Source organism: Haloplanus natans DSM 17983 (assembly GCF_000427685.1).
In the GTDB taxonomy this organism is placed as follows: domain Archaea; phylum Halobacteriota; class Halobacteria; order Halobacteriales; family Haloferacaceae; genus Haloplanus; species Haloplanus natans.
The window spans coordinates 2,929,430-2,952,138 of sequence record NZ_KE386573.1 but is presented as its reverse complement, the minus strand read 5'-3'; the positions used below and the strand labels follow the sequence as shown (position 1 = coordinate 2,952,138).

Genomic DNA, 22,709 nt, shown 5'->3' with positions numbered 1-22,709 from the left:
GCGCCGTCGCCGACGCATGGCCCCGTTCTCCAGTCTCCGCGAGTGGTTCTGGGCGCGACACACCCACCCGTTGAGCGGCTGGACCCGCACGTTTGCCGGCCCGGCGCTCGTCGCCGCCGCGTACTACCGCAACCCCCGGCGTTCGTCGTCGCCGTCGCGTTCACGGTTCTCAATCCGATCCTCTTTTCGCCGCCGCCGGACAACGCGTGGATGACCCGCGCGGTCCGTGGCGAACGCCGGTGGCTCGCCGACGGTCACGACGTGTTCGCCCTGGATACGCGTATCGGCCGACTGAACGTCGTGAACCTCGGCGCGACGGTAACGGTTCGGGGCGTCGTCCGGCGAACGCCGGCTACGACGCTCGTCGGCCTCGGTGTCTCGATGCTCTGTAAGTTCGTGTTCCTCCGCGAGATGGCGGCGTACGACGATACGCGACGGCGACGAGGCGGGGTGAACGGTCAGTCCTCGCGAACCGGATACTCCTGGTCCGGATCCGGCCCTGCCGAGTCGCCCCCGGGACTCACGCTCCCCGTCCGGTAGCCGTGTAAGTCGAGGGTGACGTGGTCGAAGCCGGCGTCCGTGAGATGTTCGCGGGCCGCGCGGACGAACTCGCGGTCGAGGGCGGCGTCGAGTTCGTCGGGCGCCACCTCGATGCGTGCGAGGCCGTCGTGGTCGCGGACGCGGAACTGCGAGAAGCCCCACGTCCGCAGGAGGCGTTCGGCCGTCTCGACGCGCGTCAACTTCTCCTCGGTCACCTCCAGTCCTGTCGGGATACGGGAGGAGAGACACGCCATCGAGGGTTTGTCGGCGACCGAGAGGTCGTAGCGCTCGGCGGCCTCGCGCACCTCGGATTTGGTGAGGTCGTGGACGAGGAGCGGCGAGAACACTTCGAGTTCCTCGACGGCGCGGAGGCCGGGCCGGTGGCCCTCGCCCGGATCGGAGGCGTTCGTGCCGTCACAGACGGTTCCGATACCCAGGTCGCGGGCCACCTCGTACATCTTTCCCAGCCGCATCGTCCGGCAGTGGTAACACCGCTCGCCGTCGTTTTCGACGAAGTCGGGGTTGTCGAGTTCGGAGAAGGTGACCGTCTCGTGGCGGATCCCGATCTCCTCGGCGACCCGGCGGGCGTCGTCGAGTTCCGCGGCGGGGAGCGTCTCGCTCCGGGCCGTACACGCCACGGCGTCGTCGCCGAGGGCGTCGCGGGCGAGGGCGGCGACGACGCTCGAATCGACGCCGCCGGAGAAGGCGACGACGACGCCGTCGCGGGCGGCCAGGTCGTCGCGGACGGCGTCGAGTTTCGCGTCGAGGGCAGTGGCGGTCATCCCCCGTCCGTACCGTGTCGACGGGCAAAAGAGCGTTGTTGGAGACCCGCAACGTTTTGCCGGATGGGGGGATACACTGCCCCGAATGGAGTTTACGGCCATCCCCGGCGTCGGCGAGAAGACGGCGGCCGCTCTCGCCGACCTCGCCGACCCCGACCGGGCGCTCCGGGAGGGCGACGTGGCGGCGCTCTCGCGGGCGCCGGGCATCTCCGCCGGCCGCGCCGCCGCCATCGCCCGCGCGGCCGTCCGTCACGAACACGGCGCCGAGGGCGACTTCCTCGCGACCGACCGCGCCCGCGATATCTTCGAGTCCGTCCTCTCGCTCCTGCAGGAGCGAACGGTCACCGACTACGCCGCCCGGCGGGTGGAGACGTTCGTCCCCACGGGCGCCGAATCGCGGATCGCGGAGGTGCGCGAACTCGTCGAGCGGGCGACGACCCACGACATCGACGCGGCGACCCTCGACGCCCTGGCGGACGTGGCCCCGCTCGAATCGCCGCCGCCGACCCGGGTTCGGGACCGCTGTCTCGCCACCACCGACGCCGAGACGTACGCCGCGGCCAGCGACGCCATCCCCGAACTCTCCGTCGAAGTGGTCGACGACGCCCGCGGACTGGCGGAGCTCGCCCGGTCGTACGCGACGGTGATCGCGCTCGATGAAACCTTCGCGGGCGTCGACGTGGCGGGCGACGTACGGGTTCGGCCCGACGCCCTCTCCCACCCCGCCGAGGTGGTGCCCGAGCGCCCCCTCGCCTTTTTCGCGGCGAACCGCGACTCCCTGCTCGCGGCCGCCCGCGTCCACGAGACGGCGGGGATGGAGCCGCCTTGTGATCTCGACGCGCTCCGGGACGCCCTCGCGCGCCTCGACGACGACGGGACGCCCGTCGGCGACGACGAACTCGACCGGCTGACGACGGCCGTCGACGACCTCGACGCCGCCGTGGGGACGGCCGAATCGGTCGCCAACGACCACCTCCGCGACGCCATCCGAGAGCGCGACGTGACCATCGAGGGCACCGACTTCCTCTCGCTGGTCGAACAGGGCGCCCGCGTCGACGCCCTGCTCTCGCGTGAACTCGCCGACGAGTTCGACCGTGCCGTCGAGAAGGCGCGCGACCACCTGATCGACAGCCTGGATCTCGCCGACGAGGCTGACCTCGCCGAGCGTGCCTTCGACGACGACCCCACCTTTCCGGTCGAGCGGAACGCGGAGGCCGTCTCCCGCCTCCGAACGGAACTGAAAGCGGCCCGCGACCGCCGGGCGACACGGCTGAAAACCGACCTCGCGGCGGATCTCGGCACGCTTCGGGAGCCCGCAACCGATCTGGTGCGGGCGGCGCTCGACCGCGACGTGGAACTCGCGCTCGCCCGTTTCGCCCGCGATTTCGACTGTACGCTCCCGGAGATCGGTACGGACGTGGCCGGTGTCGCCGTCGAGGGCGGGCGCTCGCCGCTGCTCGACGTTCCCTTCGACGAGGTGGAACCCGTCGACTACGCCGTCTCCGGTGTCACCCTGCTCTCGGGTGTCAACAGCGGCGGCAAGACGTCGACGCTCGACCTGCTGGCGCTGGTGACGGTCCTCGCGCACATGGGACTGCCCGTCCCCGCCGAGTCGGCGCGGGTCGAGCGCGTCTCGGAACTTCACTACTACGCCAAGAGTCAGGGAACCCTCGACGCCGGGGCGTTCGAGGCGACGCTCCGCGATTTCGCCGACCTCGCCCGCGGCACCGACTCGCGGCTCGTCCTCGTCGACGAACTGGAGAGTATCACGGAGCCGGGGGCGAGCGCGAAGATCATCGCCGGCATCCTCGAATCCCTGCAGGGACAGGCCGTGACGGCCGTCTTCGTCTCCCACCTCGCGGGCGAGATTCGGGACGCCGCGGCCGTCGACGTGGCCGTCGACGGTATCGAGGCCGTCGGGCTGGTTGATGGCGAACTCCGGGTGAACCGCTCGCCCGTGACCGACCACCTCGCGCGGTCGACGCCCGAACTCATCGTCGAGAAACTGGCGGGCGAGGGGGACGGCGAGTTCTACGGGCGCTTGCTGGAGAAGTTCTGACACGTCCGTAGAGGGGGACGAACGCCGACAGTCGGGGTGGAGGCGGACGACGAGGGCCGCGTTATCGGCCGCCGTCGGACGGCCGTCTTGCGGCCCGCGGCAAGGGTTAAGTGGTCACGCGAGCGAGGTGAAAGTGATGACGGAGGACCCCGACGAGGGGATGCTGTCGTGGGACGAGTCGGTCTTTCGGGACGAGCACGTCTTCGAGATCGACTACGTCCCGGAGACCTTCGACCACCGGGAGACGCAACTGGAGAACCTGAAATACGCCCTCCGCCCGGCGGTGCGTGGCTCCCGCCCGCTCAACACGATGGTTCGTGGCCCACCGGGGACGGGGAAGACGACGGCGGTACTGAAGCTGTTCGGCGAGCTATCGGGTCAGCCCGGCGTGCGGACGGTCCGAGTGAACTGCCAGCTCGACTCGACTCGCTACGCCGTCTTCTCCCGCGTCTTCGAGAACGTCTTCGAGTACGAACCCCCCTCGTCGGGTATCTCGTTCAAGAAACTGTTCGGGCAGATCACCGACCGTCTCGTCGACGACGACGAGGTGCTCGTCGTGGCTCTGGACGACGTGAACTACCTCTTCTACGAGAACGAGGCGTCGGACACGCTCTACTCGCTCCTGCGTGCCCACGAAGGGTCGGCGGGGGTTCGGATCGGCGTCATCGTCGTCTCCTCGGATTTGGGTCTCGACATCATGAACGAACTCGACGGCCGGGTCCAGAGTGTCTTCCGGCCGGAGGAGGTGTACTTCCCCGTCTACGACGCCGACGAAATCGTCGACATCCTGGGCGAGCGGGTCGACCGCGGCTTCCACGACGGCGTGATCGGGGCGCCGGAACTCGACCGCGTCGCCGAGTTGACCGCCGAGAGCGGCGACCTTCGGGTCGGTATCGACTTACTGCGTCGGGCGGGACTGAACGCCGAGATGCGCGCGAGTCGGACGATCAGCGTCGACGACGTGGAGGCGGCGTACGACAAGTCGAAGTACGTCCACCTCTCGCGGTGTTTGCGCGAACTCACCGACTCGGAGCAGGCGCTGGTCGAGACCATCGCCGACCACGACGGCCAGCAGGCGGGCACGGTGTACGAGGCGTTCCACGACTCGACGGGGCTGGGCTACACCCGCTATACGGAGATCGTCAACAAACTCGATCAGTTGGGCGTCATCGAGGCCGACTACGCCGACGTGGAGGGCCGCGGACGCTCGCGCTCGCTCACGCTCTCTTACGACCCGGACGCGGTGCTCGATCGGTTGTAGGGCCCCCGCCGGAACACATTTAGCCACGGAATACTGCGTGGTGGTAGAGAATGCCACGTGACAGGTTCACACGACGGGGGTGGCTCGCGGTCCTCGCCGGGGGAGTGACCGCGGGCTGTGGGGGGCGGTCCGGCGAGGGTGAGACCGCCACGCCGACGGCCACGCCGCCGCCCACGACGACGGCGACGCGCCCCTCGACGACGGCGGCGATGTCGGGCGACGACGTCGGCGCGTCGACGGCAGCGGCGGACGCGTCGTTCGAGCAGGGGCCGGGAACCTGCGCGCTCGAAGCCGATCCCATCCCGGAGGGGACGTGGCCGATGTCCCACCACGACCCCGCGGGGACGAACGCCTCGCCGGCCGCCAACGGCCCGACCGGCTTCCCGCTCAACGAACGCTGGACCATGTCGGCCCTCGAAGCCCAGGTCACGTTTCCCGTCGCCGACGAGGACTTCGTCTACGTGGTCGCGGCGGACCCGGACTCGCCCCCGAGCGTGCCGGTAGCGGCCGTGCTGTGTCACGACCCGCGGCGCAACGGCGAGATCCAGTGGCGACACAAGGTCGACGCCATGCCGATCGGCCCCCCGGTGGTCGCCGCGGGGTCGGTGTACGTCCCCTTCGGTCCCCGTGAGGACGCCCGCGTCCTCGCCATCGACCGCGAGGACGGCCGGCTTCGGGACGCCTACGACCTCCCCGGGCGGTTCGTCGGAGAACTGGGAACCGCGGGGACGAGCCTGGTGATGCCGAGCGAAGACGCGTACCGCGTCGTCGACGCCCGCACCGGCGAGCACTGCTGGTCGTTCGCGCCGAACCGGGTACAGGGGACCGACCGCCGCGACCGGAAGATCCGCGCCGCCGCCGTCGGCGACGGTGTCGCGTTCGTCGGCACGGGCTACCCCGACGGCGAGCCAACGACCGAGATCGGTCACCTGTACGCCGTCGACCCGTCGGTCCTCGGTATTCGGTGGCACGTGCCGATGAGTGGCCCGGTCGGCCGTATCGCGGTCGCCGACGATGTCGTCGTGGCCACGACGGGCAACGGCGTCGCGGGCTTTTCACCCCGGAGCGGCGAGGAACTGTGGTCCGTCACCGCCGACGCGTCGATCCGTCCCGCCACCCTCGCCGTGGCGAACGGTATCGCCGTCTACGGTACGCGGCGGACGCTTCACGGCCTCGACGTGGCGACGGGGACCGAACGCTGGTCGATCCCTTTCGGCGTCCGGGGCGACGTGATCTTCGTCGGCGACGTGCTCTTCGCCGTCGGCCGGAGCGATCCGACGAGCCAGCGCATCCTGCTCGCGGCCGTCGACGCGCCGTCCGGCACCCCGCGGTGGCAACAGGAGATATACGACCCCATCGTCGACGTGATGGCCGCCAACGGCTACCTCTTCAGCATCACGACCGACGGCCGCCTGTTCGCGTTCACGAGCGTCTAGACGAACTCCACCGCGCCACCCGGCCCGTTCGTGAGGTGGACCTCGAACGGCATCGTCGCGGGATCGGCCGTCACCAGATCCCAGTACTGGCCCGCGATGGCGTCGGGATCGAGCCTCGTCGGCGGATCGGCGGGAACCACGTCCGGCGGTCGGATCGAGCCGTCGAGGACGACGTGGGCGACGTGGACTCCCTCGGGACCGAGTTCGCGCGCGAGCGACTGGGCCATCCCCCGAATCGCGAACTTGGTAGCCGAGAAGCCGAGCGCCCCCTCCTTCCCCCGGACCGAGGTGGTGGCGCCGGTGAAGACGAGCGTGCCGGCCTTTTGGGCGCTGTCCCCGTCGTCCAGCATCCCCGCTGTCGCCGCCTTCGCACACAGGAGGGCGCCCCGCGGTCCCGTCGCCAGCGCGTCGTCGAACTCGTCGAGAGCGATGTCGGTCAGCCCTTTCCACGGCGTGTCGCTCGCGTTGTAGACGAGCACGTCGGTCGATCCGAACGCCTCGCGCACCGTCTCGAACGCGGCCGCCACCGCGTCGGCGTCGGCGAGATCAGTCGGGACGGCCAGCCCCGACCCGTCGGTGTCCGACAGTTCGGCCGCGAGCGTCTCGATGTACGATTCGGTACGCGCGAGCAGCGCGACCCGACAGCCCTCGGCGGCGAAGCGACGGGCGACGGCGGCGCCGAGGCCCGGTCCGACCCCGGCGACGACGGCGGTTCGTGTCATGGGTGGGACGAGGGCCGGCGCGGACAAAACGGTTCGGCCGCTCACGCTCCGGCGAGTCGCTCGCCCGCCGCCACGATGGCCAGATCGAGGGCCGCGAACCCCGCGCCGACGACGGCCCCGATCAGCGCCGAAACGGGCGCGCCGACGAGAGCGAGAATCGCGACGAAGGCGGGTTCCGGGAGCGACACCGCCACGGCGACGAGCAAGGCGAGCAGAAATCCGACGCCGGTGGCGGCGCCCCACGTCGCAGCCGGTCGGATCGTCTCCCGGAGGCCGTCGAGGCGCGTCGCGGCCAGCCATCGCCCGTTCGTCCACCAGGTGAGCCCCCAGAGCGCGAAATAAAGGCCGAGGCCGGTCGCCGTGTGGACACCCTGCAGGAGGGAGCCGAGGGCGCCGACGGCATAGAGGAGGGCGAGTGGCGCGACCAGCAGGGTCGCGGCGTGAAACGACGCCAGCAGCCACCGCAGGAAGGGGTCGGCGGTGGCCGCCGCGTCCGGGGCGGGCGCCCCGTCCGCGTCGCCGTCAGCCATGCGCCATCACCGCCCCGAGGGCGACGATAGCCACCAGCGCGAGTGTGGTGAGCGCGTAGCCGCGTTCGAGGGTCCTCGTCGGCGGTGCGGCGGCGTCGCGGGCCGCGCGGACCGTCGCCGAACGGAGCGCCGAGCCGACGAGTACGAGACAGACGAGCGTGAGTTTGGCGAGCAACGCCATCCCCCACCGGCCGCGGGGGATGGCGGGGGCGAGGGCACCGAGGTTGCCGACCCCCGTCATGACGAGGATGCCGAGTGCGCCCCAGAACGCGCGCTCGTAGGTCGTCGCGACGGCGATGGTCGTCTCGGCGTCGGCGGCGCGGCTCACACCCCACGTGAGGGCGGCGCCGCCGAGAGCGACGGCCATCGCGAGGACGTGTATCCAGCGGACGAACAGGTGGGTAGCGGCCTGGAGGGGGACCATACCGTCCCCGACGGCGGCGAGGGTCGTATAAGGACCGGGCCGCTTTTGTCGACGCCGGTGATGGCTACGCGCATGAAGACGCCCGGCGGATCGGACGCGGCGAAGCGTCGCGCGGGTGAACACGCCGCCGAACTCGTGACCGACGGCGACACGGTGGGCCTGGGGACGGGGAGCACCGCGGCCCACGCCATCCGCGCACTGGGTCGGGCGGTCGACGACGGCCTCGACGTGTGTGGGGTCACCACCTCCTACGCCACCCGGGATCTGGCCCGCGAGGTCGGCATTCCGCTGGTCGGCCTCGACGCGGTCGACCGGATCGACGTGGCCATCGACGGCGCGGACCAGGTCGACGACGACCTGGCGGTGATCAAAGGCGGCGGCGCGGCCCACGCCCGCGAGAAGGTGGTCGACACGGCGGCGGAGCGGTTCGTCGTCGTCGCCGACCCCTCGAAGGTCGCGGCGGCGCTGGATCGCCCGGTCGCCGTCGAGGTGTTGCCCGACGCCCGCGCGACCGTTCGCCGGGCCATCCGCGAGTTGGGGGGGACGCCGACGCTCCGGGCGGCCGAGCGCAAGGACGGTCCCGTCGTGACCGACAACGGAAACCTCGTTCTCGACGCCGACTTCGGCACCATCGCCGAACCGAGGGCGCTGGCGACCGACCTCGCGACGCTACCGGGAGTCGTCGAACACGGTCTCTTCGTCGGCGTAGCCGACGAGGTACACGTGGGAAGCGAGGACGGTGTGACGGTGCGACGTGCCGACGAGTGATAGTGGTTATTGTAACTGTTTGCCGGCGGTTCGCCGACCCGTTCTGGCGAACCACCGGTTGTGACTTACAATAAACGGAGAAGTCGAGAGGTGGGTGCCGCCTCGTACGGATTATTGTAACCGTGTACCGGCCGTTCGCCGAGACGGTCCGGCGAACCACCGGCACTGACGTACAATAAACCGTCTTACAGGTCGCGCGGCTGGACGGTCTTTCGGTCGTTCTGTTCGGCACGCCGGGCGGCGTCGGCGAGCAGTTCCTCGACTTCCTCGTCGAGGGCATCGTAGAAGTCCGAAGCGACGTTCTTGTCCTGGAGCGCTTCCTTGACAGCGGCTTTGACGATAAGGTCTGCCATACGACCTACACATACTGACCCTTATTAATAAGATTTCCCAAATCGGCCGCACGTACCGCCACAGAAGCCGTTCTCGCGTGTTTCGCCCCAGATATATAAATACTGGGGCTCAAAACCGACACCTACGAGTGTCTGACGACCGGACTGGGGGTATGCGCGAGGTTCTCGACGCGGTGGCGAACGGCGACCTCTCGCCGGCCGAGGCGGAAGTCAAACTCGCCGGCTACGCGACGACCGACGCGGGGCGGTTCGACGCCGCCCGCGAGCGCCGCCGCGGGATTCCCGAGGCCGTCCTCGCCGAGGGCAAGACGCCGGCTGAGGTGGCGTCGATGGCGTCGACGGCGCTGGAGACGGCGGGCCGTGCCCTGATCACCCGTGCCGACGACGCCCACGTCTCCGCCGTCACCGACGACCTGCCGCCGGACACGACGGTGAGCCACGACGAACGCGCCCGGACGCTCGTCGTCCACGCGCCGTCGTTCGACCCGCCAGCCATCGACGCGACCGTCGCCGTCGTCACCGCGGGCACCTCCGACGCGGCGGCGGCGGGCGAGGCGGCGGTCCTCGCCCGCGCCGTCGGCGCAACGGTCGAACGCATCGACGACGTGGGCGTCGCCCACCTCGGGCGCATCGTCGACCACCTCGACGCGCTCCGGGCGGCGGACGTGGCCGTCGTCGCCGCCGGGCGGGAGGGGGCGCTCCCGACGGTGGTCGCCGGCCTCGTCGACACGCCGGTGATCGGACTGCCCGTCTCCACCGGCTACGGCTACGGCGGCGAGGGGGAGTCGGCACTCGCCAGCATGCTCCAGTCGTGTACCGTCCTCTCGACGGTCAACATCGACGACGGCTTCACCGCGGGCGCACAGGCCGGCCTGATCGCCCGATCGGTCGCCGCTGCCCGCGACGCGTGACACCGTCTGCCGATCGGGATAGTCGCTACCCCGAGACGACGACTCCCGTGAACGACTTACAGCCGACGGCACGAGGACCGACCGTTAGGTCGTTCATACGCGCATTTTTGGACGCACGTAAACCGTTCACGCACGCGCGCGACGCCCATTTATGTGTGTGTATCGTACACGAAGATGCCGGCCACCGGTGGTAGCCGGTTTCAATCATGGCACGCTGCGATCACTGCGGGTCACACGTCTCGGAGCGCTTCGCACGGGTGTTCGCCGACGCCAGTGGGCGAATCCTCGCCTGTCCAAGCTGCTCGGCCAACGCCGGTATCGCGGAGGAATCGAGACGCCGGACCCCAAACGCGTAATCACTACAGCGACGTTCGACCACCACGCGAAGCCGCCTTCCACGCACGAACCGTTCGTGCCCGCTCGGCGTCAGCCTCCGATCGACCCCCGGCCGCAGTCGGCGGGGTGACCGGCTGACGTTCCGATACGGATCGTCGCGAGTTCCGGAGAGTGACGACAACCACTATACCGACACCGACCCGTCACGGACGCGTGCACTACGTCTACGTCCTCGAATGTGCCGACGGCACCTACTACACGGGCTATACGACGGACGTGGCGCGCCGCGTCGCCGAACACGACGCTGGCGAGGGGGCGAAATACACCCGCGGCCGGACGCCGGTCGAACTCGTCCACGTCGAGACGTACGAGACTCGCTCGGCGGCGATGAGCCGCGAGTACGAGATCAAGTCGTTGTCGCGGCGACAAAAAGAACGGTTGGTCGACGGCGATACAGGCGGTTGATCCGGCGCACCTCGGCCGAGTTACACAGAATCGAGGAAGAAGCCCACGGCTTTAGCCGTGGGAGGATTCCGACAAAACAAACCACGAGCGATAGCAACCCGACTCCGCCCGACGCCCACCTTTTTCTCGCCCGACGGGGATGGAAGCGTATGGACGCCATCTCCTTCGGCACCGACGGGTGGCGCGCCCGTCTCGACACCTTCACCGACGCGCGGGTGCGGATGGTCGGACAGGCCGTCGCGGACTACCTCGCCGATGCCGGCCACGACGCCCCCATCGCCGTCGGGTACGACGCGCGGGCCACCTCCGAGGGGTTCGCCGAGTCGCTGGCGGACACCCTCGCGGCCAACGGCTTCGACGCCATCCTCCCCGAGCGTGACTGCCCGACGCCGCTGGTCGCGTGGGCCGTCGTCGACCGCGACCTCTCGGGTGCGCTGATGGTCACCGCCTCCCACAACCCGCCCGAGTACAACGGCGTGAAGTTCATCCCCGAAAACGGCGCGCCGGCCCTCCCCGAGGTGACCGACGCCATCGAGGACCGCCTCGCCGAGCCACGGGCCGGCGGCCCCCGCGGCACCGTCGACCGGGCCGACTTCGTGACCTCACACGCCGACCAGATCGAGGATCTGGTCGCCCCCGACTGCGAGGGGCTGACCGTCGTCTACGACGCCATGCACGGAAGCGGCCGGGGGGTGACCGACGCCGTCCTCGAATCGGCGGGGGCGACCGTGATCCGCCGGCGCTGTGAGCGGGACACCGCCTTCGGCGGGACGCCGCCCGAACCGAGCGCGGAGCATCTCGCCGGCCTCGTCGACGCCGTGGCCGCCCACGACGCCGACCTGGGCATCGCGAACGACGGCGACGCCGACCGCCTCGCCCTCGTCACGCCCGACCGAGGGTATCTCGACGAGAACCTCTTTTTCGCCGCGATGTACGACGCGCTCCTCGAAGACGATTCGGGGCCGGCAGTGCGGACCGTCCCCACGACGTTCCTGATCGACCGCATCGCCGACGCCCACGGCGAGGACGTGGTCGAGACGCCCGTCGGGTTCAAGTGGGTCGCCGAGGCGATGGTCGAGCACGACGCGCTGATCGGCGGCGAGGAGTCCGGCGGCTTCTCCATCCGCGGGCACGTCCCCGAAAAAGACGGAGTGCTGATGGCGGCGCTCGCGGCCGACGCCGCCGCGGACGAGTCACTCGACGCCCGGGTCGACCGACTGCTCGACACCTACGGCGATATCGTCGCCGACAAGGTGAGTGTCGACTGCCCGGACGACCGCAAGGCCGCGGTGATCGACGCCCTCGGCGACGCCATCCCCGACCGCGTCGCGGGCGAGGCGGTCGAAACCGTCGTCACACTCGACGGTTTCAAACTCCTCTTGACCGACGGCTCGTGGCTCCTCGTCCGCCCCAGCGGGACCGAGCCGAAGATGCGGGTGTACGCCGAAGCCGGGAGCCGGGACCGGGTCGACGACCTGCTCGACGCCGGCCGGGAGCTGGTCGCGGGCCACCTGTAGGCCGCAGTCGAAGCGTCCATACTGCTCCGGAACCTGCCGTCGACCATGTGCGCGCCACGCGGTGACGCCGTGGAGGTGGTCCCGTGAGCGAAGCCTACGACCCGCTCGACCGGGTGCGCCGTCTCCTCCTCGCGGAGACGCGGGCGATCCGGTGGTGGAGCCTCGTCGTCGCCGCCGAACTCGCCCTCGTGACGGCGTATATCGTGGTCACGGGCGTTATCATCACCGAACCACGCTACGTCGTCTACCCGTTCGTCTGGATCAACGTCGGTCTGTGGGCGATGATTCGGACCGGCCTCCCGAGCGTCGACGGTCGCAAGCGCTGGGTCGCGCGTGCCCTCGCTGCCGGCTACTTCCTCCTGCTCTCGTGGGCCGGTGGCATCCTCCTTCTCGGCATTCCGGGGCCCCTCCCGGGCGGCGCCGTCTCGTCGATTCACTGGAACATCCCCGGCTGGGGGCCGTCGGTCGTCTACGGCACGCCGCGGGTTCGGCTCGCCGTCGTCCCGTTCAAATTCGTCGGCTACCTCGCCATGACCTACCTCGTCTACGCCCGCCTGCTCGACGCGACGCGGGCGGTGCTCTCCGGCGTCCTCGGTCTGGTCTCCTGTGTCGGCTGTACGTTCTCCATTCTCCTCCCCATCCTCGGCGCCACCACCCTCTTCGGGTCGACGCTGACGGGGCTGTCCTGGGATCTCTCGACGCTCGTCTTTCTTCTCACCATCGCGCTCCTCTACTGGGCGGACGAGGTGGGGATCGCCGTCTCGCGGCGACTACCCCTCTAACCGGCCACGGAGACGACCGTCCCCGGCCGCTTCGATATCGAACCCCAGGGACTCGTAGAACGGCCGCACGCAGGGGTCGAACTCGGCGACGAGGTGATCCCGACCCGCCAGCGCGGCCCGGACGAGGGCGCTCCCGACGCCCCGGTCGCGGTGGCGCCGGCGGGTCGCCACCGCGGTCACGCGGTCGCCGTCGCGGACGAGGGCGCCGACGGGGACACCGACGACTTCGCCGTCTTCCAAGACCGTCGCCACCAGCACCGACCCCGCTTCGATGCGTTCGGACACCCGATCGGCGTCGGTTTCGAGCATCGCGCCGTCGAGAATCCGCAGCACGTCGAGGAGGTCGGCGGCGTCGGCGCGGCGAACCCGGATCGCCCGCTCGTCGAGCGCCCCTCCCTTCACCAACCGGAGGACGCGCACCCGGTCGGCGTCGACCGATCGATCCTCCGGTACCGGCCGGTCGTCGACGAGGACCGTCGCCTCGTGGGGGCTGAACTCGAGGGCGACGAGCAGGTCGCCGTAGGTGGCGTCGGCGTCGAGGGCGACCGTTTCGACGCCTTCGCCGACCACCTCGGCGCGAACCGTGGGCATGGCTGGAGGGAGTCGGCGGACGCCCCTGAACCTTCCGTCGCGCCGCGCGAGTTTTCACCACGCAGGCGTATACGCCACCTATGCCCCTCCGGAACCGAGACGGAACCGCCGTCGACGCCGTGCCCTTCCTCGTTGTGGCGTCGATGGCCGTCCTCGTCTGTTACTCGTTCGGCCCCGTCTACGCCATCACTATCGGCCTGTCGGGGCCGGCGGTGTTCGGCCTGCCGACCGTCGCCTGTCTCGCCGCCGTCGGCGTGGCGTATCACCGTCTCGTCTACACCGCCCGGCCGGAACTCCGCGGCGAACTCCCGGCCGGACAGCGCATCGAGGGGCTGTTCTACGCCGCGCTGGTCGGGGCCGCGGTGCTCGTTGCCCTCTCCCTCCCCCTTTTCATGCCGTGACGCGAACGCCTCCCATGCGCGAGGTCGAAGTCTCGCGGTTCGTCCGGGCGACACCGACGGCCGTCGAGCGCGCCCTGACGCCCGCAACGGTCGTCGAGAGCGAGGGGAGTTTCACCGTCCGCGACGTGACCGAGGCCGACGACGGCACGCTCGTCACCGCCGGCGCGCGCGGGCTGGAACTCACGCTCCGGTTCGAGGAGCGGCCGTGCGGCCTCCACTACACGCAGGCCGGCTCGGCGGGACCGTTCGACGCCATGACGACCGATCTGACCGTCGAGGCCGAAAACGAGGGGTCGCGCGTGACCGCCCGGTCGGCGGTGAGCCTGGGGCTGCCCACGCCGGCGCTGACGGACCGGCTGGCGACGTGGAAGCGACGGGGAGAACTGACCCGGCTGCTGGACACGCTGGCCGACGAGGCGACCCGATAGTGGCTGTTGGCCGTCGGCGCCCGGAGGAGGGCACGCACCGACCGCGTCGCGGCTCTCGAACGCCGGGTCGCGAAGGTCGAAGCCGATTCGACGCCCGACGACGAGGCGTGACCGCGGCGGCGATCCGTCGCGGCCGTGCGCCGCCCGCGGACAGCCGACCGAGTTTTTAACGCTCACCGTGTGAAGCGTCACTTATGGGACTGTTGAACACGATCACCGACACGTTCAAGGCCTCGACCCCGGCGCCGAACCGCAGCGAGGGTGCGGACGAGTCGACGGGCGCGTACTGGTGTCACGACTGTGGCGAACGGATCCTCGACACCGAGGTAGACGGCGACGACGCACCGACGTGTCCGGACTGCGGCGAGGCGATGGAGCTCGAACGGTCGCCCGGATCGACCGGGTGTGCCTGCTAGCGCTCCATCGTCGGTTCGACCACGACGTACTCCGCCCCCGTCTCGGTTGGAAACGGATTTTCGAAGTCGTCCCAGTCCGCCGTCATCTCCTCGTCGGTGAGCACGCAGTCGTCGAGCGCCGCGACCAGCGCCTTCTCGTCCATCCCCCGGCCGATGAAGACGAGTTCCGTCCGGCGGTCGCCCCACTCCGCGTCCCACTCCAGATTCTTGCGGTTGCGCCGGTAGGCGTCCTGTTCGAACTCGGGGAGGCTGGCGATCCAGGGCCCGGCGGCCGTCATCCGGACCGAGGGACCGGCCTGGCCCATCGTGTACGACTGGTCGGCCCCCGTGGCGATCCAGCAGGTGCCCTTCGAGCGGACGACCGTCGGGGGCAGGTCGGCGAGAAATGCGTGGAGGCGTTTCGGGTGGAACGGACGGCGGCGGCGGTCGGTGATTGAGGTGACGCCGTAGACGGTTTCGGGGTGGGCGTGGTCGTGAGCGGTGTCCTCGCCCCCGTGGTCGTGTGCGTCCTCCTCGAGCGTCCGCTTCCACCCCGCCTCGTCGGCGGTCGCGGGATCGTATCGCGTTCGAAACACCGTCTCGGCGTCGACCCGGCTCTGCTCCGTCCGCACCACCTCGGCGTCGGGGCGGAGCGCGCGAACCATCTCCTCGACGGCGTCCAGTTCATCTGGCGTCACGAGGTCCGTCTTGTTCAGGACGACGAGGTTGGCGAACTCGACCTGTTCGACGAGGAGGTCGGAGAGGGGTCGCGCCCCGTCGTCGGTCTCGCCCCGGCGTGCCGCGGCGCCCGCCTCGCCGAAGGCGTCGTGGAACTGGCGGGCGTCGACGACGGCCACGACAGCGGCCACGTCGTAGCGAGCGGCGGCCTGCGATCCCGTTGTAAAGAGGCGGGCGACGGGCCGGGGTTCGGAGATGCCTGACGCCTCGACGACGAGGTGATCGAAGTCGCGGTCTCGGGCCAGCCGGACGACGGCGGTTTCGAGGTCGTCCTGCAGTTCACAGCAGATACAGCCGTTCGAAAGCTCGGTCACGCCGCCGTCGACGGCGAGGTCCGTGTTCTGGCTCACGAGGTCGGCGTCGACGTTGATGTCGCCCATGTCGTTGACGAGGACGGCGATATCGCGGTCGCCCGCCCCGGTGAGCAGGTGGTTGAGCAGCGTCGTCTTGCCGGCGCCGAGGCTCCCGCTCAGGATCGTGACGGGAATAGTGTCGCGGTCGCGAGACATGACCGGGGAGAGGGCGTCGACCGACGTTAACCCCGCGGACGTGCGCTCGCGGCGGGCGACCGACGACACCCTTTTCTCCGCGCCGCCGGGAGTCGGGGTATGGATCTCGCGGAACGGATCGAGCGCTTCCGGCGGGTCGCCGAGGAGTGGCTCCGTGGGCTGTATCACGGGCTGATCTCCCACCCGGCGTACGAGAAAATCGAGAAGGAGGCCGAGGATCGGGAGGATACGTTCATGCTGGCCTGCTTCCCCGACGCCTTCGGTATCCCGAGTCCGGTGTCGTACTACACCGCCGAACTCCTCCCCTACCTCGAAGACGAGTTCGAGGCGTGGGAGCGTCGGATGTGGAACCGCGGGTCGCTGCTCGAACGAAAGGGCCAGCAGTTTCACTTCTGATGGACCGATTCGTCTTTTTCGGCGGTAAGGGCGGCGTGGGCAAGACGACGATGTCGAGCGCCTACGGTCAGAAATGCGCCCGCGCGGGCCTCGAGACGCTCGTCGTCTCCACCGACCCCGCCCACAGCACCGCCGACGTGTTCGACCAGGAGTTCTCCGACGACCCGCGCCCGGTCGAGGGGGTCGAGAACCTCAGCGTCATGGAGATCGATCCCGACGACGAACTCGAACGGCACCTGATGGAGACCAAACGCGCCCTCGGCGATCAGGTGAGCCCGGCGATGGTCACCGAGATCGACCGCCAGATCGAGATGGCCCACCAGACGCCGGGCGCCTACGAGGCCGCGCTGTTCGACCGGTTCATCGACGTGATGCGCGACCCCGATCCGTACGATCGGATCGTCTTCGATACGTCGCCGACCGGGGGAACCCTGCGGCTCCTGAGCCTCCCCGAGTTTCTGCAGGCGTGGGTCGAGCGCCTCCTCCACAAACGCGAACAGAGCGTCAAACTGTACGAGCGGGCGGCCATCGGCAACAAGGAGCCCCGACGGCTGATGGACGGTGACCCCATCATCGCGCGCCTCCGGGATCGCAAGGAGACTTTCGAGTTCGCGAAGGAGGCGCTTCAGGAGGACGCCGCCTTCTTTCTCGTCGTCAACCCCGACGAGCTATCGATCCGAGAGACGCGACGCGCGATCGAGGGGCTCGCCGACCACGGTCTGACGGTTCGGGGTCTGGCGGTGAACAAACTGACGCCGTCGCCGGACGACGACGAGGACGGCCGCGGCGCTCGCTACCTCCGAGAGCGGGTGGCCACCGAGAACGAACGTCTCGACGAACTCCACGAGACGTTCGACCAACCGGTCGTCGCGGAAATCGAAACCCGGGTCCGGGAGGTGAAGGGGTCGCTGCTCGACGAGGTGGCCGCCGAACTCGACGTGTCGGTGAGGTGAGCGGGGCCGTCGTTTCCACGACACGATCCGTTCGGTCGGCACGGCGGCCGGCTGCTTCCGTGATTCCGCCAGTCTGCCGTTCGGGCGGTGGGTGCGTGTGTGTACGTCTCACGCCCAGAATACCAACGCTTAAGTTTATCTTTAATTATCCTTGTGGCTGGGGCCATACATGACACAAGTAATCTGGATCGTACTCGCGGTGCTGGTGACGTTCACGCTCGGGTACGTGGGATACTCGCGGTATCTCGCGAAGTTCGTGGACCTCGACGAGGAGGCCGAGACGCCAGCACACAAGTACGAGGACGGTCAGGAGTACATTCCGGCCAAAAAACCGGTGTTGCTGGGGCACCACTACTCGAGTATCGCGGGTGGTGCGCCGATCGTCGGTCCCATCACCGCGGGTGCGGTGTGGGGCTGGGTGCCGGCGCTGTTGTGGATCGCCATCGGTAACCCGCTGATGGGTGCAGTCCACGACTTCGTTTCGCTGTCAGGATCGCTCCGACACGAGGGGAAGTCGATCGGCTACATCATCGGGGAGTACGTCGGGGAGCGGGGCAAGAACATGCTGCTGTGGTTCGCCTTCCTCACCATCGTGCTGGTGGTGGCGGTGTTCGCCCTCGTGGTGGCCATCGTCTTCAACGCCTTCCCACAGGTAGCGACGGCGAGTTTCGTCTACGTGGTACTCGCGTTGATTTTCGGCGTCTACCTCTACCAGCTCGACGGCCCGTTCATCCCCGGAACGATCCTGTTTGTCGCCGGCGTCTTCGGCGGCGTCTGGGTCGGGCTCCAGTACCCGTTCGCGCTGTTCCCGCTGGCCGAGGGGAGCCACACGGCCGGCACGTTCGTGCTGTTCTCGGGACCGGGTAGCTGGGTCCCGGCCGCCGGGGCACTCGGCGCCAACACCGCGGCGTGGATCCCGGTCGTGCTGGTGTACGCCGGGATCGCCAGCGCACTCCCCGTCTGGGTGTTGCTCCAGCCGCGCGATTACCTCTCGTCGTTCCTGCTGTACACGGGCGTCGGGGGCGCGCTGCTGGCGATCATCGTCGGCACGGTGTTTGGAACCAGCAGTCAGCCGCTCGTCATCGACCCCTCGATCGGAATGTACAACGGCTTCTGGGGGGTCGAAGGCGTGTTCCTGCCGCTGTTCCCGCTGCTTTTCATCACTATCGCCTGCGGGACGATCAGCGGGTTCCATTCGCTGGTCTCCTCGGGGACGACGGCCAAACAGCTGAACAAGGAGACCGACGCCCGCCTCATCGGCTACGGCGGGATGCTCGGTGAGGGCCTGCTCGCGTCCGTCGCGCTGTCGACGCTGGCGATCGGGGGCTTCGCGGCCGACGCCGCCGCCGGTGGTATCGGGGGTGCGCTCCCCAACTTCGCCACGGGCGGTGGCATCATTCTCACCAGCTTCGGCCTGCCCCAGACGGCTGCCAGCGTGTTCATGGCGCTGGTGCTCGTGAGCTTCCTCCTGACCTCTACCGACACGGCCGTCCGCCTCGGCCGATACATGATGGAGGAGATCGTCGGCCTGCCTGCCGGGAATACGACGACCGGACTGGAGAGTTTCAGCCTCGGGAACCTCGCCCGGGGCCGCTACACCAACCCCGTCATCCAGTGTCTCGCCGCCTACGCGCTGGTCGCGTCGGGCGAGTGGGTCGTCCTCTGGGGGCTGTTCGGCGGGGCCAACCAGCTGCTGGCCGCGCTTGCGCTCCTGACCGCGACGGTGTGGCTCGCCAACTGGGACGACTCCAAACAGCTCATCTCCACCGGCGTCCCGATGGCAGTCATGACCGTCATCACCATCCTGGGACTGCTGTGGCTCGCGCTCTACGAGAACATCTATACGAACATCCTGCAGGGTGGGGCCGAGTCGACATCCGCGATGATCTCCAGCGCCGTCCAGGCCGTGCTCGCGCTGGTGCTCATCTACCTCGCACTGTCGCTCGTCCGTATCGGCTACTCGAACATTCGGAGCGTTCGGGACAAGGGCAGCGCGGTCAGCACGCCGAGCGACGACTGACCGCCAGAACCGACGGTTTTTTGACCCGCTACGGGTCGCGAGCGACCGCACCCAGCGGCGCGACGACGGCGTCGTCGGTCGGGGCGAGGGCGACGGCGGTGACGGCGTCGTCGTCAGCGCGAACGCGCGCCCGGACGAGCGCGAGTTTCTCGTCCCCGTCGGTCGCGGTCGCCGTCTCGCGTGGCGTTTCCGTCCCGAGCATCGTGACCGCTCCCGACTCCGTGGCGTCGCTCACGGTGTCGACGGATCGGTCGGTCGCGAGGGCAACGACACGCGCGCGGTCGAGCGCCGGGATCGGATCGTACCGCGTCTCCGAGTTCCCGATGAGCCGAACCGTCGGCGCGGTCACCAGCCCGAACCGCCGTTCGCCATCGGCGCGGTAGACCCGTCGGAACAGCGTCATCACCACCTCCCGGCTGGCGCTCAACGCCACGTCGCCGCCGATGTCGGCGTCGACAGTCGTCTCGACGGTGGTCGTCTCGGCGACGATCCGTTCGTCCCCCGCCTCGGCCGCCGCAGCCTCGGGGAGCGTCGCCGGTGCGGTCGCGCTGGCCTCGATGGGATCGCTTTCCTCGGGAACGAGCCCACAGCCCGCGGTCCAGACGAGACCGGCCAGCCCACTGGCGAGGAAGTGACGGCGACGCATCCTACGACCAGAAGCGGCGGGCGACGCGTTCGAGGAGGCCCGGTTCGGAGTCGTCGAGGTCCTCCCAGAGGGCGAACGCCTGGACGGCGTCGGCCGCCTCGCTGGCGACCGCAGCCCGGCGGTCCGGCGCAACGACGATCAGATTCACCTCGTAGTGGCCGTAGTACCCGAACTTCAACAGGGTGCGGTCGCGGAAGCCGTCGACGAACTCCCGGACTGGGTCGGGAATCCCGTCGGCGACGAGGACGAACGTGATGTCGGTCCGATAATGTTCCTCGTCCCCGCTCACCCGCTCGTCGGCGATGTCGTGTCCCAGGTCGACGAGGCGTTCGAGTTCGGCGACGGTGGGCCGATGGACCCGGCGGGCGAAGAGGTACTCCTCGGACTCGTGGTCGGCGTAGGAGAGGGCGGGGTGGACGAACTGCTTCTGGTTTATCACCCGGAGTTCGCCGTAGAGGTCCCAGCGGTGGCCGCCGTGGGTCACCGCCCGCTCCAGATCGTAGCTGTGCAGCAAGCGATCGCTCACGCGGTCGAGATACGGGTCGTCGTGCCAGTCGGGAACCCCTTCGATCACCTCGTCCGGGAGGGACGCTAGCCGCTCGGCCTCGCCCGCCGGCGCGCCCCAGTCGTCGTCGGGCGCGTGGTTCGCCGGTCCTTCGGAGGGTATCGCGGCGGTGGGTGCGTTCGCCCCGTCCGTCGCGTCCTCACCCCGATCGCCGCTCATCGCCGCGGGCGGTGACCGGGGTCGGTCGGTGGCGTCGGCGTCACGAGTCGGTGCATAAGGGGGGATACACCAGCGACGATGAAAAACGCATCGCGAACAGGATTTAAATCACTGGCGACCCAACTACGATCAATGGCGAAAGATACCGAAGCGTGCGGACGGTGCTCGATGAGCGTCGTCGTCGACGCCGTCGACGAGGACGAGACCCGCGACCCGTTCGGCGACGAGCGGATCGAGGTCGACCGGACCTCGATGCAACGTGCCTCCCCGGAGGCGTGGCTGTCGCGGCTCTCGACGCGGGTCGACGACGCAGTCACGCGATTCGTCTGGAACCGGTAGCTACGGTTCGTACGCGTGGACATCTCCGTCGACCGCCGGTGCACCGACCGCGACGACGTCGACGGATTCGGTCGCGTCCTCGGGGTTGTACGCGAACTGCGGGCTGTCGGGTTCGACGGTAAGGAGGGTGTCCGGTCCGGCCTCCAGCCGTCCCTCCGGTGTGTCGACGTGGAGCGTTCCCGAGAGGACGTAGAACGCTTCCTCCTGTTCGTCGTGGTAGTGGTAGGCAAGCGGCAGTTCCTCGCCCGGTTCGGCCGTGTAGCGATTGATCGCCATCTTCGAGAGTCCGCCCAGTTCCGACAACGAACGGCGCGTGCAGGGACGGTCGGGGTCGGGATCGACTTCGTCCGTATCGACGACGTGGTAACCCATAGTCGATCACGGCCGAGGAACAATAAAAATCCCCCGTCGTCGACGGCTCACGGTACGTGGCCGGCGTCAGCAACCTCACAGCGGGTTCGGGACGTGATAGGGATGCTCGTAGATGGTCATCGGTTCGGTTTCGTCCGAATCGGAGACCACGGCCAGTCGAGGATCGCTTTACTTCCGCCTGGCTACGATAATCCCTATGAGACCGGGAGGCGTGGCCGCTCGGTCACGAGGACCTCGCCCCGGTGATACCGCGGAACCGTTTTGTACGCCGGAGCCGTGGGAAGGTGACAAGAGATGGAAGAGAGCGTATCCGGTTTCAAATGCCGGGGCACGTGGGCGGATATCGTCGAGCACGGTGAGCGGATTACGCGCGCACTTCGCGAGGCCGGTGCCGACGGCGACGCGTTCGAGGAGTGGGACGAGTGGCGACCCAAGTCCCACGAGCGTCTCGGCGAGGACGTCAACGAGAAGACGGCCGAACAGGCAAGCGTCGCCGAGGGCGAGGGCGAGAAAGCGGGGAAAGAGCCCGACGAGGATCTGCGGACGGCCGGCGAGAAGCTCTCGGAGTCTTACGAACGCGTCGAGGAGGGGGACAACGAGGGGGCGGTCGAGCGCTGGCAGGACTCCATCAACTACGTCGCCCGCGCCGCCGACTCCGCCGGGCGAAAGGCGCTCCGGGCCGTCGAGGACACGGTCTACCGGAAGGTGATGACCCAGCTTGCTCCCTACTACTTCGACAACGAACTCGTGAGCGCGAACGTCCAGAAGACGGCTCGCGGCGGCGACGAGGATCGGTTCATCTTCGAGGTGAACGTCAACGAAGACGAACTCAAGTCGGCCGTGAGCGATCGGCTCACCGACTACGAGGACGCGGTGGATCGCTGGCACGTCGACACCGAAAAGGAGACGACCGTCGCGGAAGTCGTCGAGGGCGTCGAACCGCCGCAGAACGGCGGCGAGTCGAAGTCGACGACGAACTGAGACGAGTGTCGGTCCGATCGAGGGCCGCCGGACGACACCCGCTCAGCGCCACACCTTTCTCGTCGCCCCGTTTACCACCGTTCATGCACGTCGAGTTCGACCGCGACACCTGTATCGGGATGTTCCAGTGTACCGACGAGTGGGCGGCGTTCGAGGAGAACCGGGACGACGGGAAAGCCGACCTCGCGGGGGGTGAGGAGACCGAACCGGACGTCTTCGTCCGCGAGGTGCCCGACGACGCGGCACTCGACGCCGAGTTCGCCGCGCGCACCTGCCCCGTCGACGCCATCCGCCTGTACGACGACGACGGCGAACGGATCGTGTAGTCAC

Annotated in this window: 29 protein-coding genes and 1 pseudogene; 19 read left to right on the top strand and 11 right to left on the bottom strand. The window is 69.0% G+C overall.

What is annotated here, in order from left to right; translation table 11 throughout:
• Positions 1-42 precede the first annotated feature (42 nt).
• Positions 43-540 carry a DUF6653 family protein gene (locus HALNA_RS20330; RefSeq protein ID WP_157573606.1) on the top strand — a complete coding sequence of 166 codons (498 nt, stop codon included), beginning with the start codon at positions 43-45 and terminating at the stop codon, positions 538-540.
• On the opposite strand, the gene larE is transcribed toward HALNA_RS20330, so the two are convergent.
• Positions 459-1,322 carry an ATP-dependent sacrificial sulfur transferase LarE gene (gene larE / locus HALNA_RS17285; RefSeq protein ID WP_049937586.1) on the bottom strand — a complete coding sequence of 288 codons (864 nt, stop codon included), beginning with the start codon at positions 1,320-1,322 and terminating at the stop codon, positions 459-461. The two genes, HALNA_RS20330 and larE, sit on opposite strands and share 82 nt — an antisense overlap.
• A gap of 85 nt (positions 1,323-1,407) precedes the next feature.
• Here larE and HALNA_RS17280 point away from each other — a divergent pair, with 85 nt between their 5' ends.
• The 3 genes from HALNA_RS17280 to HALNA_RS17270 all read left to right on the top strand — a co-directional run bounded on the left by HALNA_RS17280 (position 1,408) and on the right by HALNA_RS17270 (position 6,078).
• A complete protein-coding gene (locus tag HALNA_RS17280) occupies positions 1,408-3,381 on the top strand; it encodes a MutS-related protein (protein WP_049937585.1) in 1,974 nt (657 codons plus the stop codon).
• A gap of 136 nt (positions 3,382-3,517) precedes the next feature.
• Complete coding sequence (locus tag HALNA_RS17275; protein WP_049937584.1) at positions 3,518-4,642, top strand: ORC1-type DNA replication protein; 1,125 nt, start codon at positions 3,518-3,520, stop codon at positions 4,640-4,642.
• A 50-nt stretch (positions 4,643-4,692) separates the two neighbouring features.
• The gene (locus HALNA_RS17270; protein WP_049937583.1) at positions 4,693-6,078 is read left to right on the top strand and encodes a PQQ-binding-like beta-propeller repeat protein; all 1,386 of its coding nucleotides are present in this window, start codon (positions 4,693-4,695) and stop codon (positions 6,076-6,078) included.
• Here HALNA_RS17270 and HALNA_RS17265 read toward each other — a convergent pair.
• The 3 genes from HALNA_RS17265 to HALNA_RS17255 are packed head-to-tail and all read right to left on the bottom strand — an operon-like array spanning position 6,075 to position 7,754.
• Positions 6,075-6,800: an SDR family NAD(P)-dependent oxidoreductase gene (locus HALNA_RS17265; protein ID WP_049937582.1), complete on the bottom strand. Its 726-nt coding sequence runs from the start codon at positions 6,798-6,800 to the stop codon at positions 6,075-6,077. The genes HALNA_RS17270 and HALNA_RS17265 overlap by 4 nt on opposite strands.
• A 41-nt stretch (positions 6,801-6,841) precedes the next feature.
• Positions 6,842-7,330 carry a hypothetical protein gene (locus HALNA_RS17260; protein WP_049937581.1) on the bottom strand — a complete coding sequence of 163 codons (489 nt, stop codon included), beginning with the start codon at positions 7,328-7,330 and terminating at the stop codon, positions 6,842-6,844.
• Entirely contained in the window at positions 7,323-7,754 is a 432-nt protein-coding gene (locus tag HALNA_RS17255; RefSeq protein WP_049937580.1) for a CopD family protein, read from the bottom strand. The genes HALNA_RS17260 and HALNA_RS17255 overlap by 8 nt, the downstream gene beginning before the upstream one ends.
• A 72-nt stretch (positions 7,755-7,826) precedes the next feature.
• Between HALNA_RS17255 and rpiA the strand changes: the two genes are divergently transcribed.
• The gene (gene rpiA / locus HALNA_RS17250) at positions 7,827-8,522 is read left to right on the top strand and encodes a ribose-5-phosphate isomerase RpiA (protein WP_049937579.1); all 696 of its coding nucleotides are present in this window, start codon (positions 7,827-7,829) and stop codon (positions 8,520-8,522) included.
• A gap of 185 nt (positions 8,523-8,707) precedes the next feature.
• Here rpiA and HALNA_RS17245 read toward each other — a convergent pair whose 3' ends face one another.
• On the bottom strand, positions 8,708-8,875 hold the full coding sequence (locus HALNA_RS17245; RefSeq protein ID WP_049937578.1) for a DUF1931 family protein: 168 nt from the start codon (positions 8,873-8,875) through the stop codon (positions 8,708-8,710).
• Positions 8,876-9,027: 152 nt separating this feature from the next.
• On the opposite strand from HALNA_RS17245, the gene larB reads away from it, so the two are divergent.
• From larB to HALNA_RS17225, 5 genes are all read left to right on the top strand, one after another.
• Positions 9,028-9,786: a nickel pincer cofactor biosynthesis protein LarB gene (larB, locus tag HALNA_RS17240; protein ID WP_049937577.1), complete on the top strand. Its 759-nt coding sequence runs from the start codon at positions 9,028-9,030 to the stop codon at positions 9,784-9,786.
• 206 nt (positions 9,787-9,992) lie between these two features.
• Entirely contained in the window at positions 9,993-10,142 is a 150-nt protein-coding gene (locus HALNA_RS21795) for a DUF7563 family protein (RefSeq protein WP_449404872.1), read from the top strand.
• A 193-nt stretch (positions 10,143-10,335) separates the two neighbouring features.
• Positions 10,336-10,587, top strand: a complete 252-nt coding sequence (locus HALNA_RS17235) for a GIY-YIG nuclease family protein (RefSeq protein ID WP_049937576.1) — start codon at positions 10,336-10,338, stop codon at positions 10,585-10,587.
• 149 nt (positions 10,588-10,736) lie between these two features.
• Entirely contained in the window at positions 10,737-12,104 is a 1,368-nt protein-coding gene (locus HALNA_RS17230; protein ID WP_049937575.1) for a phosphoglucomutase/phosphomannomutase family protein, read from the top strand.
• A gap of 83 nt (positions 12,105-12,187) precedes the next feature.
• Positions 12,188-12,886: a DUF7546 family protein gene (locus HALNA_RS17225; protein ID WP_049937574.1), complete on the top strand. Its 699-nt coding sequence runs from the start codon at positions 12,188-12,190 to the stop codon at positions 12,884-12,886.
• On the opposite strand, the gene HALNA_RS20325 is transcribed toward HALNA_RS17225, so the two are convergent.
• Complete coding sequence (locus HALNA_RS20325; protein WP_342665036.1) at positions 12,875-13,288, bottom strand: GNAT family N-acetyltransferase; 414 nt, start codon at positions 13,286-13,288, stop codon at positions 12,875-12,877. The genes HALNA_RS17225 and HALNA_RS20325 overlap by 12 nt on opposite strands.
• A pseudogene (gene samp2, locus HALNA_RS21790) lies at positions 13,277-13,477 on the bottom strand (ubiquitin-like small modifier protein SAMP2); the annotation flags it as partial. The pseudogene samp2 and the gene HALNA_RS20325, both read right to left, overlap by 12 nt.
• An 80-nt stretch (positions 13,478-13,557) precedes the next feature.
• Between samp2 and HALNA_RS17215 the strand changes: the two are divergent.
• The 3 genes from HALNA_RS17215 to HALNA_RS17205 all read left to right on the top strand — a co-directional run bounded on the left by HALNA_RS17215 (position 13,558) and on the right by HALNA_RS17205 (position 14,722).
• Entirely contained in the window at positions 13,558-13,878 is a 321-nt protein-coding gene (locus HALNA_RS17215; protein ID WP_049937573.1) for a hypothetical protein, read from the top strand.
• A gap of 14 nt (positions 13,879-13,892) precedes the next feature.
• Positions 13,893-14,306, top strand: coding sequence for a hypothetical protein (locus HALNA_RS17210; protein WP_049937572.1), 414 nt, complete (start codon positions 13,893-13,895; stop codon positions 14,304-14,306).
• Positions 14,307-14,500: 194 nt separating this feature from the next.
• Positions 14,501-14,722, top strand: coding sequence for a zinc-ribbon domain-containing protein (locus HALNA_RS17205; RefSeq protein WP_049937571.1), 222 nt, complete (start codon positions 14,501-14,503; stop codon positions 14,720-14,722).
• On the opposite strand, the gene HALNA_RS17200 is transcribed toward HALNA_RS17205, so the two are convergent.
• Entirely contained in the window at positions 14,719-15,948 is a 1,230-nt protein-coding gene (locus HALNA_RS17200; protein ID WP_049937570.1) for a CobW family GTP-binding protein, read from the bottom strand. The genes HALNA_RS17205 and HALNA_RS17200 overlap by 4 nt on opposite strands.
• 99 nt (positions 15,949-16,047) lie before the next feature.
• Here HALNA_RS17200 and HALNA_RS17195 point away from each other — a divergent pair, with 99 nt between their 5' ends.
• The 3 genes from HALNA_RS17195 to HALNA_RS17185 all read left to right on the top strand — a co-directional run bounded on the left by HALNA_RS17195 (position 16,048) and on the right by HALNA_RS17185 (position 19,317).
• Complete coding sequence (locus tag HALNA_RS17195; RefSeq protein ID WP_049937569.1) at positions 16,048-16,344, top strand: hypothetical protein; 297 nt, start codon at positions 16,048-16,050, stop codon at positions 16,342-16,344.
• Positions 16,344-17,297, top strand: coding sequence for an ArsA family ATPase (locus tag HALNA_RS17190; protein ID WP_049937568.1), 954 nt, complete (start codon positions 16,344-16,346; stop codon positions 17,295-17,297). Before HALNA_RS17195 ends, HALNA_RS17190 begins: the two co-directional genes overlap by 1 nt.
• Positions 17,298-17,466: 169 nt before the next feature.
• Positions 17,467-19,317, top strand: coding sequence for a carbon starvation CstA family protein (locus HALNA_RS17185; RefSeq protein ID WP_049937567.1), 1,851 nt, complete (start codon positions 17,467-17,469; stop codon positions 19,315-19,317).
• 28 nt (positions 19,318-19,345) lie between these two features.
• Here the strand turns inward: HALNA_RS17185 and HALNA_RS17180 are convergent, their stop codons facing one another.
• Positions 19,346-19,963, bottom strand: coding sequence for a DUF6517 family protein (locus HALNA_RS17180; RefSeq protein WP_049937566.1), 618 nt, complete (start codon positions 19,961-19,963; stop codon positions 19,346-19,348).
• A 1-nt stretch (position 19,964) separates the two neighbouring features.
• Entirely contained in the window at positions 19,965-20,687 is a 723-nt protein-coding gene (locus tag HALNA_RS17175) for a hypothetical protein (protein ID WP_211226036.1), read from the bottom strand.
• Positions 20,688-20,819: 132 nt separating this feature from the next.
• Here HALNA_RS17175 and HALNA_RS17170 point away from each other — a divergent pair, with 132 nt between their 5' ends.
• On the top strand, positions 20,820-21,026 hold the full coding sequence (locus tag HALNA_RS17170) for a hypothetical protein (protein WP_049937565.1): 207 nt from the start codon (positions 20,820-20,822) through the stop codon (positions 21,024-21,026).
• Here HALNA_RS17170 and HALNA_RS17165 read toward each other — a convergent pair whose 3' ends face one another.
• Positions 21,027-21,398 (bottom strand): cupin domain-containing protein, encoded by a 372-nt coding sequence (locus HALNA_RS17165; RefSeq protein WP_049937564.1) that lies wholly within the window; start codon positions 21,396-21,398, stop codon positions 21,027-21,029. It lies immediately after the preceding gene.
• 294 nt (positions 21,399-21,692) lie between these two features.
• Between HALNA_RS17165 and HALNA_RS17160 the strand changes: the two genes are divergently transcribed.
• Together HALNA_RS17160 and HALNA_RS17155 are read left to right on the top strand one after the other, a co-directional pair.
• A complete protein-coding gene (locus HALNA_RS17160; RefSeq protein WP_049937563.1) occupies positions 21,693-22,379 on the top strand; it encodes a DUF5828 family protein in 687 nt (228 codons plus the stop codon).
• A gap of 83 nt (positions 22,380-22,462) precedes the next feature.
• Positions 22,463-22,705 carry a ferredoxin gene (locus HALNA_RS17155; RefSeq protein WP_049937562.1) on the top strand — a complete coding sequence of 81 codons (243 nt, stop codon included), beginning with the start codon at positions 22,463-22,465 and terminating at the stop codon, positions 22,703-22,705.
• The last annotated feature ends 4 nt before the right edge of the window (positions 22,706-22,709 follow it).